Source organism: Micromonospora sp. CB01531 (assembly GCF_001905095.1).
Classification (GTDB): domain Bacteria; phylum Actinomycetota; class Actinomycetes; order Mycobacteriales; family Micromonosporaceae; genus Micromonospora.
Genome location: NZ_LWLS01000083.1, coordinates 173,552 through 187,829, shown reverse-complemented (window position 1 = coordinate 187,829; position 14,278 = coordinate 173,552). Strand labels below are relative to the sequence as shown.

At 73.5% G+C, this 14,278-nt stretch carries 16 protein-coding genes and 1 pseudogene; 8 read left to right on the top strand and 9 right to left on the bottom strand.

The annotated features are described in order from the left end of the window. Nucleotides 1-35: 35 nt before the first annotated feature. The 3 genes from A6A27_RS24740 to A6A27_RS24730 all read right to left on the bottom strand — a co-directional run bounded on the left by A6A27_RS24740 (nt 36) and on the right by A6A27_RS24730 (nt 1,714). On the bottom strand, nt 36-755 hold the full coding sequence (locus tag A6A27_RS24740; protein WP_073837024.1) for an AIM24 family protein: 720 nt from the start codon (nt 753-755) through the stop codon (nt 36-38). 92 nt (nt 756-847) lie between these two features. After that, the gene (locus tag A6A27_RS24735; RefSeq protein ID WP_198940440.1) at nt 848-1,192 is read right to left on the bottom strand and encodes a metallopeptidase family protein; all 345 of its coding nucleotides are present in this window, start codon (nt 1,190-1,192) and stop codon (nt 848-850) included. 90 nt (nt 1,193-1,282) lie between these two features. After that, complete coding sequence (locus A6A27_RS24730) at nt 1,283-1,714, bottom strand: OsmC family protein (protein ID WP_073837023.1); 432 nt, start codon at nt 1,712-1,714, stop codon at nt 1,283-1,285. A 133-nt stretch (nt 1,715-1,847) separates the two neighbouring features. On the opposite strand from A6A27_RS24730, the gene A6A27_RS24725 reads away from it, so the two are divergent. From A6A27_RS24725 to A6A27_RS24715, 3 genes are all read left to right on the top strand, one after another. Beyond that, nucleotides 1,848-2,582 (top strand): hypothetical protein, encoded by a 735-nt coding sequence (locus A6A27_RS24725; RefSeq protein ID WP_073837022.1) that lies wholly within the window; start codon nt 1,848-1,850, stop codon nt 2,580-2,582. A gap of 233 nt (nt 2,583-2,815) precedes the next feature. Continuing rightward, the gene (locus A6A27_RS24720) at nt 2,816-3,637 is read left to right on the top strand and encodes an HAD family hydrolase (RefSeq protein WP_073837021.1); all 822 of its coding nucleotides are present in this window, start codon (nt 2,816-2,818) and stop codon (nt 3,635-3,637) included. After that, nucleotides 3,637-4,449 carry an HAD family hydrolase gene (locus tag A6A27_RS24715; RefSeq protein ID WP_073837020.1) on the top strand — a complete coding sequence of 271 codons (813 nt, stop codon included), beginning with the start codon at nt 3,637-3,639 and terminating at the stop codon, nt 4,447-4,449. The genes A6A27_RS24720 and A6A27_RS24715 overlap by 1 nt, the downstream gene beginning before the upstream one ends. Before the next feature lie 31 nt (nt 4,450-4,480). On the opposite strand, the gene A6A27_RS24710 is transcribed toward A6A27_RS24715, so the two are convergent. Continuing rightward, entirely contained in the window at nt 4,481-5,071 is a 591-nt protein-coding gene (locus A6A27_RS24710; protein ID WP_073837019.1) for a bacterial proteasome activator family protein, read from the bottom strand. Nucleotides 5,072-5,156: 85 nt separating this feature from the next. On the opposite strand from A6A27_RS24710, the gene A6A27_RS24705 reads away from it, so the two are divergent. After that, nucleotides 5,157-5,984, top strand: a complete 828-nt coding sequence (locus A6A27_RS24705) for an alpha/beta hydrolase family protein (RefSeq protein ID WP_073837018.1) — start codon at nt 5,157-5,159, stop codon at nt 5,982-5,984. A gap of 57 nt (nt 5,985-6,041) precedes the next feature. Further along, entirely contained in the window at nt 6,042-7,256 is a 1,215-nt protein-coding gene (locus A6A27_RS24700; protein WP_073837017.1) for an ABC transporter substrate-binding protein, read from the top strand. 72 nt (nt 7,257-7,328) lie between these two features. On the opposite strand, the gene ddaH is transcribed toward A6A27_RS24700, so the two are convergent. Beyond that, nucleotides 7,329-8,162, bottom strand: coding sequence for a dimethylargininase (ddaH, locus tag A6A27_RS24695; RefSeq protein ID WP_198940428.1), 834 nt, complete (start codon nt 8,160-8,162; stop codon nt 7,329-7,331). 59 nt (nt 8,163-8,221) lie between these two features. On the opposite strand from ddaH, the gene A6A27_RS24690 reads away from it, so the two are divergent. Together A6A27_RS24690 and A6A27_RS24685 are read left to right on the top strand one after the other, a co-directional pair. Beyond that, the gene (locus tag A6A27_RS24690; protein WP_073837015.1) at nt 8,222-8,680 is read left to right on the top strand and encodes an Lrp/AsnC family transcriptional regulator; all 459 of its coding nucleotides are present in this window, start codon (nt 8,222-8,224) and stop codon (nt 8,678-8,680) included. 229 nt (nt 8,681-8,909) lie between these two features. Continuing rightward, complete coding sequence (locus A6A27_RS24685) at nt 8,910-9,863, top strand: zinc-binding dehydrogenase (protein WP_073837014.1); 954 nt, start codon at nt 8,910-8,912, stop codon at nt 9,861-9,863. A 162-nt stretch (nt 9,864-10,025) separates the two neighbouring features. Here A6A27_RS24685 and A6A27_RS24680 read toward each other — a convergent pair whose 3' ends face one another. From A6A27_RS24680 to mobA, 3 genes are all read right to left on the bottom strand, one after another. Next, the gene (locus tag A6A27_RS24680; protein WP_073837013.1) at nt 10,026-11,129 is read right to left on the bottom strand and encodes a T3SS (YopN, CesT) and YbjN peptide-binding chaperone 1; all 1,104 of its coding nucleotides are present in this window, start codon (nt 11,127-11,129) and stop codon (nt 10,026-10,028) included. A 146-nt stretch (nt 11,130-11,275) separates the two neighbouring features. Then, nucleotides 11,276-11,533, bottom strand: a complete 258-nt coding sequence (locus tag A6A27_RS24675) for a DUF6457 domain-containing protein (RefSeq protein ID WP_073837131.1) — start codon at nt 11,531-11,533, stop codon at nt 11,276-11,278. After that, nucleotides 11,530-12,129, bottom strand: coding sequence for a molybdenum cofactor guanylyltransferase (mobA, locus tag A6A27_RS24670; RefSeq protein WP_143194139.1), 600 nt, complete (start codon nt 12,127-12,129; stop codon nt 11,530-11,532). Before mobA ends, A6A27_RS24675 begins: the two co-directional genes overlap by 4 nt. Nucleotides 12,130-12,238: 109 nt before the next feature. Between mobA and fdhD the strand changes: the two genes are divergently transcribed. After that, nucleotides 12,239-13,093, top strand: coding sequence for a formate dehydrogenase accessory sulfurtransferase FdhD (gene fdhD / locus A6A27_RS24665; protein ID WP_073837129.1), 855 nt, complete (start codon nt 12,239-12,241; stop codon nt 13,091-13,093). Between the two features lie 55 nt (nt 13,094-13,148). Here the strand turns inward: fdhD and A6A27_RS24660 are convergent. After that, nucleotides 13,149-14,184: pseudogene (locus A6A27_RS24660) on the bottom strand (DUF4192 domain-containing protein). Nucleotides 14,185-14,278 lie beyond the last annotated feature (94 nt).

Here is a 14,278-nt window from a genome sequence, read left to right as displayed (position 1 = left end):
GGGACACCCGGACCGGCGTCCCGCGCACCCGACGGTCACTGCAGCAGCCCGCCGAGCAGGCCGCCCTGCTCCTGCTGGGCACCGCTGCCCGGCACCGGCCGCTCCTCCGACGGCTGGACCACGACGAAGCCCTGACCGGCGAAGCTCATCGTGAACGCCTCACCGGTGCGGCGGCCGATCAGCGTGCCGAGGCCGAGCTGCTCGGCCCGGTGGTAGCCGGTCTGCAGGTTGGCCGACCAGCAGACCGCGGCCTGCGGGTCGACGTAGGTCGGGGCGTCCACGGTGAGCACCACCGGGGTGCCCTCGGTGGTGACGGCGATCCGGCCGTGGCCGGTGAAGACGCAGTTGAACAGGCCGGAGGCGGCGAAGCCCATGCCGCTGACCATCTTGATGTCGTAGCTCAGCGTGGAGTCGAAGGCGAGCACGCTGGAGCCGTTGATCGACAGGGCGTCGCCGGGCTCCAGGTCGATGATGTGTACGTCCTTGGCGAGGTCGGCGAGGAAGACGTCGCCCCGGCCGGTGAGCTTCATCAGCGGGACGCCCTCACCGGTGAGTCGCTGCTTGATGAACTTGCCGATGCCGCCGGAGCCGAGCGCCTGGAACTGCACCTGCCCCTGGTAGGCGACCATGGACCCGACCCGGGCCATCGCCTCGCCGTTCAGCTCGATCTTCAGCATCTTGGAGTTCTGCAGCCGCATGCCCGGCTGCTGGGACTCCTTCTCAAGGTTCTCCGCGGAGAACAGCGCGCTGCGCATGGGTTTCCTCCTGCATCGGGATGTGCCTGCCCGCAGATTAGGGGAACCGCGCAACGCCGGGGATCGGCCGAGCGGAGCGGCGGCGCGTCCGGTCAGGCCCAGCCGAGGGCGTGCAGCCGCTCGTCGTCGATGCCGAAGTGGTGGGCGATCTCGTGCACCACGGTCACCGCGACCTCGTCCACCACGTCCTCCTCAGTGTCACAGATGCCCAGGATCGGGTTCCGGTAGATGAGGATGCGGTCGGGCAGGACGCCGGAGTAGTCCCAGCCCCGTTCGGTCAGCGCGTGCCCCTCGTAGAGGCCGAGCAGGTCCTCGCCCGGTGGTGGGTTGTCCTCGACCAGGATGACCACGTTGCTCATCAGCCCGAGCAGTTCCTCGGGCACCTCGTCGAGGGCTTCGCCGACCAGCTCCTCGAATCGCTCACGGCTCATCTCCACGGCCACCCGCCCATTCTCCCCCACCGCGCCGCCCGGACCCACGCCCCAAGATCCGCGTCTCCGCCCGGCTCCGGGCGGCGCGACGGTGGGTCAGGAGGCCAGGCGGGCGTTGAGGGTGATCTGCGCGCCAGGGGAGAGCAGCCGGGAGATCGGGCAGTTCTCCTTGGCCGCCTCGGCCAGCTTGCCGAACTGGGCCTCGTCCATGCCCGGGACCTGGCCGACGGTCTCCAGGTCGATCCGGGTGACGGTCATCCCCGCGTCGGTCTTGTCGAAGTGCACCTTGGCGGTGGTCTCCACCGAGGTGTCGGTCGCGCCCGCGTCGGCGAGCTGCTTGGAGAGGGCCATCGAGAAGCAGGCGGCGTGCGCCGCGCCGATCAACTCCTCGGGGTTGGTCCCCTCGCCCTCCTCGAAACGCGACTTGAAGGAGTAGTTGCCGGTCAGGCCACCCTTGCCGGTGCGGACCGTGCCGGCCCCTTCGGTGAGGTTGCCCTGCCAGCGTGCGGAAGCGGTACGGATAGGCATGCCACCGACGCTAACCGAAACCGGACGGCGCCGCACCGGCCAGTGACGAGCCGGACGCCGACTCGCGGTCCCCGTCGCCGCGCGTCGGCTGTGTCATGATTCGACGCAGGCCCGCGCACGCGGAAGGGTGCCCATGTCCCAGGATCTCCCCATCCCCAGGCAGGACCACCGGTCCGACGGCACGACCATCGTGGAGTGGGGTGCCGACGAGAGTGTGCCGCCCGCCGGCCGGGTCGGCTGGTCCCTGGCCGGACTGGCTCGCGACCACCGCCTGCCGCCGGTGCTCGCCGGGCTCGGCGCGGTGGCCGCGGTCGCCTCGCTGATCGGTGAGTGGTTGGTGATGACCATCCCGAACGGCGGCCCGGAGGGGAACACCATGATCCGGGTGCCGGGCGGGGTGGGAGACGTGGGCGGCTTCGGGGTGGGCTACCTGGTGGGGCTGCTCGGTCTGGCCGGCGCGGTGGCGCTCGCGCTGCGCGGCACCGGTGCGGCGCGGCAGAACGCCCGGGTGGCCGGCCTCGGCCTCGCGGCGGCCGTGTTCGCCCTGTTGACCGCCGCCGCCGTCACCTTGGACGACTCGGGCCAGCGCACCCTCTTCTACTCGCCCGAGGACGGCTTCCGGGTCGACTACGGGCGCGGCCTGGTCACCGCCTTCGTGGCCACCGTGCTGTTCGCCGCCGCGCTGCACCTGTCCGGCCGGGCCATGGCCGCGATGCCGGCGGGGGAGGACGTGCCCGGTGCCGGGTCACCGCCGGCGGATCGCGACCGCCGGGGCCGGCGCCGGTCGGCCGACGACGAACTGCCCGCGCCGGCCGACCTGACGGTCCAGCCCACCACCCCGTTCGCCCGCCCCGAACTGCCGCACTGAACCGTCCGGGACCGGTGCGGTCGTCCCGAACCGCCGGCCCGGGTCGGCGGGATCGGCACGCCGGGCGTGCCCGGAGGTCGGACACCTGACGTCCGTCGTGGGTTGGTGCCCGATTCGCCGAAAAGCCATGGTTGGGCCCCGTTCCGCGAGATACGGTTGCTGCCCGCCGTCCAGCGGCCGCGGCATCGAGGACCAGGACGGCCGGCGTGACGGCGGCGGGCGAAGGAGGAACGATGACCCGCCCGGGACTGCCCAAGCTGATCGCCACCGACCTCGACGGCACGCTCGTCCGGAGCGACGACACCGTCTCGGCGTACACCCACGGGGTGCTCGACCGGGTGCGGGCCGCGGGGATCCCGGTGGTCGGCGCGACCGGCCGCGGACCGCGGCTGACCGAGCTGACCCGCAACGACATCCGCGCCGCCGACTTCCTGGTGATGGCCGGCGGCGGCCGCGTGGTCGACCAGAGCGACCCGGCGGGCCCGCTGGTGCTGCGGGACGAGCGGCTCTCCGGAGCCGTGCTCACCCGGATCCTCGCCGACCTGGAGGCCGCGGTCGGGCCGCTGACCGTCATGGTGGAGGCCTCCGACGAGCACGATGCGCCGCTCTGGGGCGACTACCACGCAAGCTGGCCGTACCAGGACCGGTTCGAGGCGCGCAGCCGTGCGGAGTGCCTCTCCTGCGACGTGATCAAGGCGTTCGCCCGGACCGCCGACCACCACGTGGACGAGTTGCTGGCGATGGCCCGCCGGATCGTCCCGCCGGAGCTGGCCACGCTCACCCAGGCCGGCCTCGGCTTCATCGAGATCTGCCCGCCCGGGGTGGACAAGTCGACCGGGCTGAGCGTGATCGCCGAGCGGATCGGCGTCGACCCGGCCGAGGTGCTGGTCTTCGGGGACCAGCCGAACGACCTGCCGATGTTCGCGTGGGCCGGCTGGGGGCGGGTGGCGGTCGCCAACGCCCACCCGGAGGTCCGCGCGGCGGCCGACGAGATCACCCTGCGCAACGACGACGACGGCGTCGCGGTCTACCTGGACCGGCTACTGTCCCGGTGATGGGAGAGGTACCTCGGCTGATCGCCACCGACATCGACGGCACGCTGCTGCGCGACGACCGGACGCTCAGCCCACGCACCGCCGACGTGCTGGCCCGGATCGCCGCGGCGGGCACGCCGGTCGTGCTGGTCACCGGCCGCCCGATCCGCTGGCTCCAACTCGTGTACGACCAGCTCGCCGAGCCACTGCCGGCAATCTGCGCGAACGGCGCGGTGGTCTACGACCCGGCCACCGACGAGGTGCTCCGGGCCGACCCGCTCGCGCCCGAACTGCTCGCCGAGGTGGCCCGGCGGCTGCGCGCCGCGGTGCCCGAGGTGAGCCTCGCGGTGGAGATCGTAAACAGCCGGCAGATGCGGCACGAGGTGCACTATCCGCTGCGCTGGGACGCCGACGTAGAGGCGATCCGGGCGGTGGAGTCGCCGGAGGAACTGCTGGCGGCTCCCGCCGTTAAGCTGCTCGCCCGGGCCGGCGAGCAGGACCCGGACGTCTTCGTACGGGTGGTGGCCGCGGCCCTGGCGGGGCTGGCCGAGGCGACCCACTCCTCGTACAGCGGCTTGGTGGAGATCTCCGCCGCCGGGGTGACCAAGGCGGCGGGCCTGGCCTGGTACGCCGCCCGGCTCGGCGTCGACGAGCGGGACGTGCTCGCCTTCGGGGACATGCCGAACGACGTACCGATGCTGACCTGGGCCGGCCGGGCGGTGGCGGTCGCCAACGCGCACCCCGCCGTGCTGGAGATCGCCGACGAGGTGACCGGCCCGAACTCGGCCGACGGCGTGGCGGCGTACCTGGAGCAGGTCTTCGGGGTGGGCTGAGCGGGCCGGGGCGCGGATGCGCCCCGGCCGGTCAGAGGTACTGGCCGGGGGCGTGCCCCTCGTTGGTCGGCGGCATGCCGGGCATCCCCGGGGCCACCCCGCCGGGGCCGCTGGGCAGCGCGGCCCGTCCGGAGCGCATCTGCTCCAGCTGCACCCGGGCGGCCATCTGCTGGGCGACCAGGGCGGCCTGGATGCCGTGGAACAGCCCCTCCAGCCAGCCGACCAACTGGGCGTGGGCGATCCGCAGCTCACTCTCGCTGGGTGCCTTGTCCTCGGTGAAGGGCAGCGAGATCCGCTCGAGTTCCTCGCGCAGCTCGGGGGCGAGGCCCTCCTTCAGCTCGACGATCGACCGTTCGTGGATCTCGCGCATCCGGTGCCGGCTGGCGTCGTCGAGGGGGGCCGCCTTGACCTCCTCCAGCAGCTGCTTGATCATGCTGCCGATCCGCATCACCTTGGCCGGCTGCTCGACCAGGCGGGTCGGGTCCTCGCCCTGCCCCTCGTCGGTCTGCACCGTGCCGACCGGTCGACCGTCCGGCCCGACCACCACCACGGTGCCGGGGATGCCATCGTTGCCCTGTTCGTCGTTCTGTCCAGCGGAACGCGCTTCGGTCATGGGACCCATCTTTACCCAGCCGCCGTCGTCGGCGCGCGCCGGGATCGGCTACCGGACCGGAGCCACCCGACCGGGGCGCGCTACCGTCGCCGTCATGCCCGCAGACCCGCGCGCCGTACTGACCCGGCCGGCTCCGCCGCCGGACGTTACGGTCGCCTACGGCGACCACCCGGACCAGCTCGCCGACCTGCGCCGGCCGGCCGGCGACGGCCCGGCCCGGCGGCTGGTCGTGGTGGTGCACGGCGGCTTCTGGCGGGTCGAGTACGACCGCACCCACACCGGCCCGATGGCCGCCGCGCTGGCGGCGCTTGGCCACCCGGTCGCCCAGCTCGAGTACCGGCGCACCGGCCAGCCGGACGGAGGCTGGCCGCACACCCTCACCGATGTGCTGTCCGGGGTGGCCGCGCTGCCCGGGCTGGCCGCCGCCGCGCTGCCCGGCCTGGTGGCGCCCGTCGCACCGATCCTGGTCGGCCACTCGGCGGGCGGGCACCTGGCGCTGTACGTGGCCGCGCATGCCCCGGGCACGGTCGGCGGCGTGCTCGCGCTGGCCCCGGTGGCGGACCTCGCCGAGGCGTACCGGCTGGACCTGGACGGTGGTGCGGTGGCCGCGCTGCTCGGCGGCGGCCCGGCCGACGTGCCCGACCGGTACGCGGCAGCGGATCCATCGGCATTGGTGCTGATCCGAGCACGGACCGTAGTGATGCACGGCACGCTGGACCGCCAGGTCCCGGTCGGGATCAGCCGCTCCTGGGTTGCTGCGGCCCGAGCCGCCAACACCCCCGCCACCCTGGTTGAGCTGGCCGAATGCGAACACTTCGGGCTCATCGACCCGGAGTCGGTGGCATGGCCGCAGGTAGTCGACAGGTTGCGGTCGTTACACGGTGATCCTCCTGCCATTGACGCAGCGTCGCCGAGCAGGTAGAACGCCCGAGGGGGCGTGCGTCCTGGCAGCCCTTTCGGGAAGGAATCGGTGTCGTAGATGAACCGCAGGCGGGCCCTTCAACTGCTGGCCGCGCTGGGTACCACCGGGCTGGCGGCGGGCTGCGGCTCCGACACCGAAGGTACGAGCACTCCGGGCAGCCCGATCAAGATCGGGCTCATCGTGCCGGGAAGCGGCCCGAACAAGGCCATCGGTGACGAGATCGTCAACGGTTTCCAGCTCTTCCTGAGCCTCAACGACCAGGAGCTCGGCGGGCACCCGGTCACGGTGGTGCAGGCCGAGGAGGGCGAGAACGCCAAGAGCGGCCAGGCCGCCGTCGACCGGCTGCTCAAGGAGGGGGTGATCGCGCTCACCGGCGTGGCCAGCTCGGCCGTCATGTCCGGCATCCGGGACGCTGTCGAGCAGGCCCGCGTCCCGCTGGTCGGTTCCAACGCGTCCCCGGCCAGCCTGCAGAGCGTCGTCTACGTCTGGCGTACGTCGTACGTGCTCGACGAGCCGGGCGAGGCGCTCGGCCGGCACCTGCGGGAGTCGCTGGACAAGTCCAGCCGGATCGCGGTCTTCGCCCCGTCGAACTCGAGCAGCAAGGACGTCATCGACGGCTTCCGGCGCGGCTACTACGAAGTGGGCCGCCGGCCGATCGACGGCGAAATTCTCACCCCGGACAAGGCCGAGCTGGGCAAGACGGTCTTCTCCGGCGCGATCCACAAGGCGCTGAAGAACAACAAGTGGCCCGACGCAATCCTCTGCCACTACGCGGGTACGCAGGCGGTGCAGTTCATCAAACAGCTCTACGCCGAGGGCTACCGGGGCCCGATCTACGCCCCCGGCTTCCTCACCGAGGGCGCCGTGCTCAGCCAGTTGGACGACGGGGAACGCGGCGAGCAGCGGGCGCTGATCGTGAAGCACGGCATCGAGACCGTGCTCAACTACTCGGCCGATCTGAACAACACCGCCAACCGGGTGTTCGCCTCGGCCTACCGGAAGGCGCACAACACCTCGCCGACCACCTACGCGATGGCCTCGTACGACGCCGCGCAGGTGCTGGACAAGGCGATCCGGCTGGCCGGCAGGGACCTGACTCCGCAGCAGGTCAACCTGGCGCTCGGCAAGATCGGCCAGATCGACAGCCCGCGCGGGCCCTGGCAGTTCAACCAGCCGCGTACCCCGCAGCAGAAGTGGTACCTGCGGAAGGTCCAGCTCGACGGCCGGATGCTGTCGAACGTCGTGATCACCGAGCTGGCCACCCTCGGCTGACCCCTCGTACGCCGAACGGGCGGCCTCCCCGCGGGGAGGCCGCCCGTTTCCGTGCTCGGTGTCCGGTGCGCGTCAGTGGCGCAGCTCGGCGATGCAGCACTTCACGCTGCCGCCGCCCTTCTTCAGCTCGGCCAGCTCGACCGGCACCGGGTGGTAGCCGGCCGCCTTGAGCTTGCCCGCCAGCCGGGTCGCCTCGCTGTTCAGCACGACGTTCAGCCCGTCGCTGACCAGGTTGAGGCCGAAGGCCAGGGCGTCGGAGTCGTCGGCGAGCACCGCGTCCGGGAAGAGCTGGGCGAGCACCTTCTGGCTGGCCGCGGAGAAGGCGCCCGGGTAGTAGACGATGTTCTCGTCGTCGATCGAGGCGAGCGCCACGTCCAGGTGGTAGAAGCGCGGGTCGACCAGGCGCAGCGAGACCACCGGCCGGCCGAGCGCCTCCTGCGCCTCGGCGTGCGCCGCCAGCTCGGTGCGGAAGCCGTGGCCGGCGAGGATCAGCCCGCCGTGCGCGTCCGGCAGGTACGCGAAGTCGCCCTCGCCCTCGTTGGTCTCGCTCGGCGCGATGAACCGCCAGCCGTTCGCCTCGTAGAACGCCCGGTGCGCGGCGGCCTCGGCGGCCCGCTGCTCGTGCTTGAACTGGGCGCCGTAGACCGTCCCGTCCACCACGAAGGCACCGTTGGCCGCGAAGACCATGTCCGGCAGCCCGCGCTCGGGGCTGAGCTGGTGCACCTCGTGGCCGAGGCCGACGAGCGTCTCCCGCAGGCGGTCCCACTGCTTGACCGCCAGCTCCGCGTCGACCGGTGCGGTCACGTCCATCCACGGGTTGATCGCGTACTCGACCGCGAAGTGCTCGGGCGAGCACATGAGGTATGTCCGCTTTCGCGGGACTCGCTGCTGGTTCACGGTCACCAAGAGTAGGTACGGTACAACTTTGGTAACAGCCACAACCATTGCTTCCCAGAGGCGGAACGTTGCAGATAGACGCGGTTGACCAGCGAATCATTGCGTTGCTCGTGGCAGATGCCCGCGCCTCGTACGCGGACATCGGCGCGCGGGTGTCACTCTCCGCCCCTGCGGTCAAGCGTCGGGTTGACCGGCTCCGATCCGCCGGCGTCATCCGCGGCTTCACGGCCGTCGTCGACCCGGCCGCCGTCGGCTGGACCACCGAGGCGTTCGTGGAACTCTTCTGCGCCGGCCGGACCACCCCGGCGCAGATCGGTGCCGCGGCACGGCGGCATCCCGAGGTGGTCGGGGCCTACACCGTCTCGGGGGAGGCGGACGCCCTGGTGCACCTGCGGGCCGCCGACATCGCCCACCTCGAGGAGGCGCTGGAACGGCTGCGGGCCGAGTCCTTCGTCACCTCGTCGCGCAGCACCATCGTGCTCTCCCGGCTGGTCGAGTCCCCCGGGGTCGGCCCGTCCGCGGGCTGACGCCGGCCGTCACCGTCTCCCGCAGCGCGGCCTCGGCCCACCCGGGAACCCGTGGCGGCGCGCCGTCGTCCAACCGGCGCTCGACCTTCCTCCTCCCTCCCCCGGCGGGTGGGTCCGGACACCGTCGGTCCGGCCCCACCCGCCGTCCTTGACCTCATCCCCGGTTGAGGTTGTCCACTGGACGCCGGTGGAACGCCGGGGGCAGCCGTCCCGGCCGGGAGGAGGCGGCGTGCGGGCGGTGTGGCTACGGGAGTTCGGCGGCCCGGAGGCGCTGGTGCCGGGGCCGGCACCGGACCCGGCACCCGGACCGGATCAGGTGCTGATCGAGGTCGCCCACGCCAACCTCACCTTCGTGGAGACCATGTTCCGATCGACCGGGTTCGGACCGTTCACCGGGTCGCTGCCGCTGATCCCCGGCAACGGGGTGGGCGGAGTGATCACCCAGGTGGGCCTCGGCGTGGACCCGGCGCTGGTGGGGCGACGGGTGGTGAGCAGCACCGGCGGCTCCGGCGGCTACGCCGAGCGCGTGGTGGTCGACCGGGACGCGCCGTTCGCGGTGCCGGACGGGCTGCCGCTGGACCAGGCGGTGGCGCTGCTCGCCGACGGTCGTACGGCCGCCATGCTGGTGCACGCGGCCGGGCTGCGCGGCGGCGAGCGGGTGCTGGTCGAGGCGGCGGCGGGCGGGGTGGGCGGCCTGCTGACGCAGCTCGCCACGGCCGCCGGAGCCCGGGTCGTGGCCGCCGCCGGGGGTGCCCGGAAGGTGGCCCTGCTCCGCGAACGCGGCCTCGACGCGGTGGTGGACTACCGGCAGCCGGACTGGACCGCCCGGGTACGCGCCGCCACCGGCGGGATCGACGTGGTCTTCGACGGGGTGGGCGGCCGGCTCGCCCGCGAGGCGTTCGACCTGCTCGGCCCAGGCGGGCGGATGCTCAGTTTCGGGCTGGCCAGCGGCGCCTGGGCGGACCTGCCCGCCGACCTCGCGGCCGCCCGCGGGGTGACCCTGCTCCGGCCGTCCGCCGCGCCGGCCGAACTGCGTGCGTTCACCGAGCAGGTGCTCGCCGAGGCGGCGGCCGGGCGGCTGCGCCCGCTGATCGGGCAGCGCTTCCCGCTGGACCGGGCCGCCGACGCGCACGCCGCCATCGAGTCCCGCGCCACCGTCGGCAAAACCCTCCTCGACCTCTGACGCCTTCCCGCGCTCTCCGCGCGGGCGCGGGCGCGGGCGCGGGCGCCCCAAGATTCGCGCTACTTCACGGAAAAAGTGGTCATGGCGGTCCGAATGGCCACTCTTTCCGTGAAGTTGTCGCCTCCGGCCCGGGGCGGGCACGGCGGTGGGTGGGGTGGGTGGTCAGAGGTACATGCCGGTGCGGTGTTCGGGCTGGGCGCGGGAGGGCTTGTCGGCCTCGCCGAAGAAGCGCCGGCCGCCGAACTCGCCGTGCAGCCGGTCGTCCAACTCGTCGGCCAGGCCGGTCATCACCTGGACGGCGAGCATAAGGTGAGTGGGCTGGAAGTTGCGGCCGAAGACCGGGATCGAGGCCCACACCGTGTCGTCGGCGCAGTAGAGGCGGCCGATCGGCATCCGGTTGGTCAGCTCGGAGAGCTTCACATAGAGGCGCTCGGTCGGCTCGACCTCGGTGAGCACCGGGGAGAAGACATCGACCAGGGGCGGGTTGTCGCGTACCCGGACGAAGACCATGGCCGAGCCGGAACGGATGTTGATGTCGCCGTCCGAGTCGATCTGCAACTGGTCGGCATTCGACTTGAGCATTGTGGAGACGACCGTACGGACCCGCTCCTCGAGCGCGAGCACGTCGTTCCCGCCGGCCTGCGCGGTCGCCGCCGCGGCCAGCGCCTCGTCGAGGTCCGCCTCCACGTCCCGGCCCGGGCCGAACTCGCTCCGCGCGGTGCCCAGCGGCTCCACCGGCAGCGGCTCGCCCTCGGCGTCATGCATCAGATAGACCAGGAAGGCGGGGTGCGGCGCCCCGTAGACGTCGCGGAGGGTGCGGGAGAGCACGGCCGCCAGCCGGGCGGCCTCGTCGACCGCGCAGTCCAACCCGAACTGCTCGCCGGAGCCCTCCACCACCCCGGGCGGGGACCAGCCGAGCGCGATCATGTCGGCCACGGCGGCCCGGTCCAGGCGGTACCCCTGCGGCAGGGTGGCGTTGCCCACGGCCCGCGCCGACAGCCGGCCCTCCTCCCCGACGTCCACGCTGATCGAGTAGACGGCGTCCCCGGTCCCGGAGGCGGTCGGGTCGAGGGTCAGCTCCAGGTGCGTACCGGCCGGCAGGTCACGCAGCCGGTCGGCCAGCGCGCGGGCGAACTCCCGCCAGGCCTCGGTCACCTTGGCCCGGAGGTCCGCCGTGGTCGGCTCGTCCAGCAGGATCGACTCGTACTGCTCCGGCACACCGCCGGCGGACTCACCGGTCGGCACCGAGGGGTGGTCAGCCGTCATGATCGCCTCCGTCCGTCACGGCCACCCTACCCACGGACGGTGGGGGGTCGAATCACGGCGGACCAGGATCGGACAGTCACCCCAAAACGCCCCGCCGCCGGGCCCGTCTCTCCCGGGACCCGGGCGTGGGTCGGCACGCCCGGGGGCTACTCGGCCGGCGTGGTGCCGTCCAGGTCGAGCGGCCAGGAGTTGGCCAGCTCACTGAGCCGCGCAGCCGTCGCGGCCAGGTCGCCGCCGCGCCCCACGGCCACCCCCAGCAGGTACGCGGTGACCGGCGCGCCCGGGCGCAGCACCTGATGGGCCACGTCCTTGGCCAGATCCAGCACGACCGGCACCGACACGTCGCCCGGGTCGAGCCCCAACTCGGCGCAGGCTGCCGTGACCCAGTCGTCCATCACCGTCATCTCGTCCACTCCTCGGCCCGGCGTACGTCCTCGTCAGTGTCGCAGTCGAACCAGGGCGGCGGCCCGGAGCCGGACCAGGCCACCTCCCGGACCGTCGTGCCGGCCAGCAGCCCGCGTACCGGAGCCCCGTCGACCGTGCCACCCCGCCCGGCGGCGAGGCGGTCCACCGCCGCCCGCAGCGCGGCGACCCGCCACACCCCGCAGAGCTGCTGCCGGCGGCCGTCGCCGTCCACGTAGCAGGCCCCGTCGGCGGTCGACCCGTCGAGCGCGCGCCGCAGGTCCGCCACTGCCGCGGGGGTGAGCAGGGGAAGGTCGGCGGCGAGCAGGGCGACCGTGGTCGTACCGCGGGCGAGCAGGGCCAGCCCGGCAGCCGTGGCGGCCACCGGGCCACCGCCGGGCGGGCGCTCGCGGGTCAGCCGTACGTCGTCGGGGAGCGGGCCGGCCGGACCGACCACGATCCGCGGCGCGGCGTCGGCGACCGCGGCCAGCACCCGGTACAGCATGGGCCGGCCGCCGACCGGACGCGCCGGCTTGTCCACCCCGCCCATCCGGCGGGCCGCGCCGCCCGACAGCACCACCGCCGCGTACGCCGTCACCCGCCCACGGTAAACCGCAGGCAGCTCCGTCCGCCCTCCAGCAGGACCCATGCGGCGCCGGGGCGGCATCGCTGTGCGGGTGGCGGACCGCGCGCGGCAGGATGGCGGGATGGGACGGGCGACTGACCGGCGCGGCGTGCTCCGGATCGATCTCGACGCGGCGGCCGACAGGCGCGCCCGGATACGGCGACCGGACACCCTGGCGGTGGAGGAGCCGCTGGAGATCCGGGTCGGCCCCGCGGGCCCCGGCCGGCGGAAGCCGCTCGCGGTGACCATGCGTACCCCCGGCGACGACCTGGATCTGGCGATCGGCTTTCTGCTCACCGAGGGCCTGATCCGGTCCGCCGACGACGTGCACACCGCCCAGCTCTGCGCCGGGGCGGAGACGCCGAACACGTACAACGTGGTCGACGTGGTGCTGGCGCCCGGCGTGCCCGAGCCCACCACCGACCCGGCCCGCAACTTCTACACGACCAGCTCGTGCGGGGTGTGCGGCAAGGCGAGCATCGACGCCGTCCGCACCCGGTCGCTGTTCGCGGTGCGGGACGACCCGCTCCGCGTGCCCGCCGAGCTGCTGGCCGCCCTGCCGGACCGGCTCCGGGCGGCACAGCGCGCCTTCGACCGGACCGGTGGGCTGCACGCGGCCGGACTCTTCACCGCCGATGGCGAGCTGGTGGTGCTGCGCGAGGACGTCGGCCGGCACAACGCGGTGGACAAGGTGGTCGGCTGGGCGGTCCGGGAACGCCGGCTGCCGCTGGCCGGGCACGTGCTGCTGGTCTCCGGCCGGGCCAGCTTCGAGCTGACGCAGAAGGCGTGGATGGCCGGAGTGCCCCTGCTGGCGGCGGTCTCCGCGCCCAGCACCCTCGCCGTCGAGTTGGCCGAGGAGGCCGGCATGACGGTGGTCGGCTTCCTACGCGGCCGGACGATGAACGTCTACACGGGCGCAGCGCGGATCAGCGAATAGTGGGAACGCCAGGGGGCCTGCGTGAGTTGACGCGACCTCCCTGAGCGCCGACACGTCAGATGCGCCGGCGCGGAATGCGGCGGCGCACCACCCCCGGGAAACCGACCGCCGGCCAGCCGTCCAACTCCGACGGCGGCATCCCGCGGCGGAGCACGTCGTCCAGGAGCAGGGCGAGGGAGTAGTCGGGGCGGGTGTCGAGCACCCGTTCCAGGGCCACCGCCGCCAGGGCACCGTGCCCCGCCCGCCAGGCCGCGAAGGCGAGCAGGCTGCCGGGGGCGGCGATCAGCTCCGGTTCGGCCCGGCGCAGCACGTCGGTCCAGAGGCTGATGTCGGCGTCCCGGCCGTCGGTCCGTTCCCAGGCGTGGTCGCGTACCGGGAGTTGGGTGAGGAGCACCGTCAGCCAGGCCACCTGGTCGTCGCCCAGCCGCTCGCCGCGCCAGTGCCCGCGGAACGCGTCGCGCACCGCCGCGACGCCCGCGGAGCGTACGGAGCGGCCACCGGCCAGCGCGGTCTCGGCCGCCTCCTCGGTCAGCTCAGCCAGGCGTCGGCGCGCCCGGACGGTGGCCCGGCGCATGGCCACCCGGACCGGCCCGTCGAGCGCGGCCACCTGTGCGTTCAGCGCGGCCCGGTCGGGCAGCGCCACCTGACCGGCGAAGACGGCCGCCGCGCTGACCTCGCTGGCCCCCGGGTCGTACGGGGTGCCGTCGGGCGGGCAGCACTCGGGCTCGGTGCAGAGGTACGACCACCAGCGCTCGTCGGTCACCCGCAGGGCGTCGAGGACGAGCAGCCCGGCGTCGTCCAGCGCCTCGCCCACCGCGTCGACCGCACCGGTCACCCGGGTGGCCGGGCCGTACCCGATCACGGTGGCGGCCTCGGTGCCCTGCCGGGCGATGACCTGCGCGAGATGGCGGGCGGCCGGACCCGGGTCGGATCCCGGTTCGGGCAGGTCGCCCCGGGCGGCGAAGACCACCCGCCGGCCGCGTAGCGCCACCACCACCAGGCTGTCGGCGGGGTGGAAGCCGAGCAGGTACGGCAGCGATCAGGTCGGCGGGCGAGCGGACGGCGAGCCGGGGGCGCTGGGTGGGAGTCATGCCGGGAGCGTGCGGCGGTTGGATGCCGGCGCGACAGGCCCTGTGGACGACACGCGGGTTATCCACAGATACGGAGAGTATCGATGCAGGTGAG

Bases quoted from the DNA above. Each gene is read 5' to 3' on its own strand.
- A6A27_RS24680 (WP_073837013.1), bottom strand. From the start codon at position 11,129: ATGACGGCTGACCACCCCTCGGTGCCGACCGGTGAGTCCGCCGGCGGT.
- A6A27_RS24725 (WP_073837022.1), top strand. From the start codon at position 1,848: ATGTCCCAGGATCTCCCCATCCCCAGGCAGGACCACCGGTCCGACGGC.
- A6A27_RS24740 (WP_073837024.1), bottom strand. From the start codon at position 755: ATGCGCAGCGCGCTGTTCTCCGCGGAGAACCTTGAGAAGGAGTCCCAG.
- A6A27_RS24705 (WP_073837018.1), top strand. From the start codon at position 5,157: ATGCCCGCAGACCCGCGCGCCGTACTGACCCGGCCGGCTCCGCCGCCG.
- A6A27_RS24710 (WP_073837019.1), bottom strand. From the start codon at position 5,071: ATGGGTCCCATGACCGAAGCGCGTTCCGCTGGACAGAACGACGAACAG.
- A6A27_RS24730 (WP_073837023.1), bottom strand. From the start codon at position 1,714: ATGCCTATCCGTACCGCTTCCGCACGCTGGCAGGGCAACCTCACCGAA.
- A6A27_RS24720 (WP_073837021.1), top strand. From the start codon at position 2,816: ATGACCCGCCCGGGACTGCCCAAGCTGATCGCCACCGACCTCGACGGC.
- A6A27_RS24715 (WP_073837020.1), top strand. From the start codon at position 3,637: ATGGGAGAGGTACCTCGGCTGATCGCCACCGACATCGACGGCACGCTG.
- A6A27_RS24675 (WP_073837131.1), bottom strand. From the start codon at position 11,533: ATGACGGTGATGGACGACTGGGTCACGGCAGCCTGCGCCGAGTTGGGG.
- fdhD (WP_073837129.1), top strand. From the start codon at position 12,239: ATGGGACGGGCGACTGACCGGCGCGGCGTGCTCCGGATCGATCTCGAC.
- A6A27_RS24700 (WP_073837017.1), top strand. From the start codon at position 6,042: ATGAACCGCAGGCGGGCCCTTCAACTGCTGGCCGCGCTGGGTACCACC.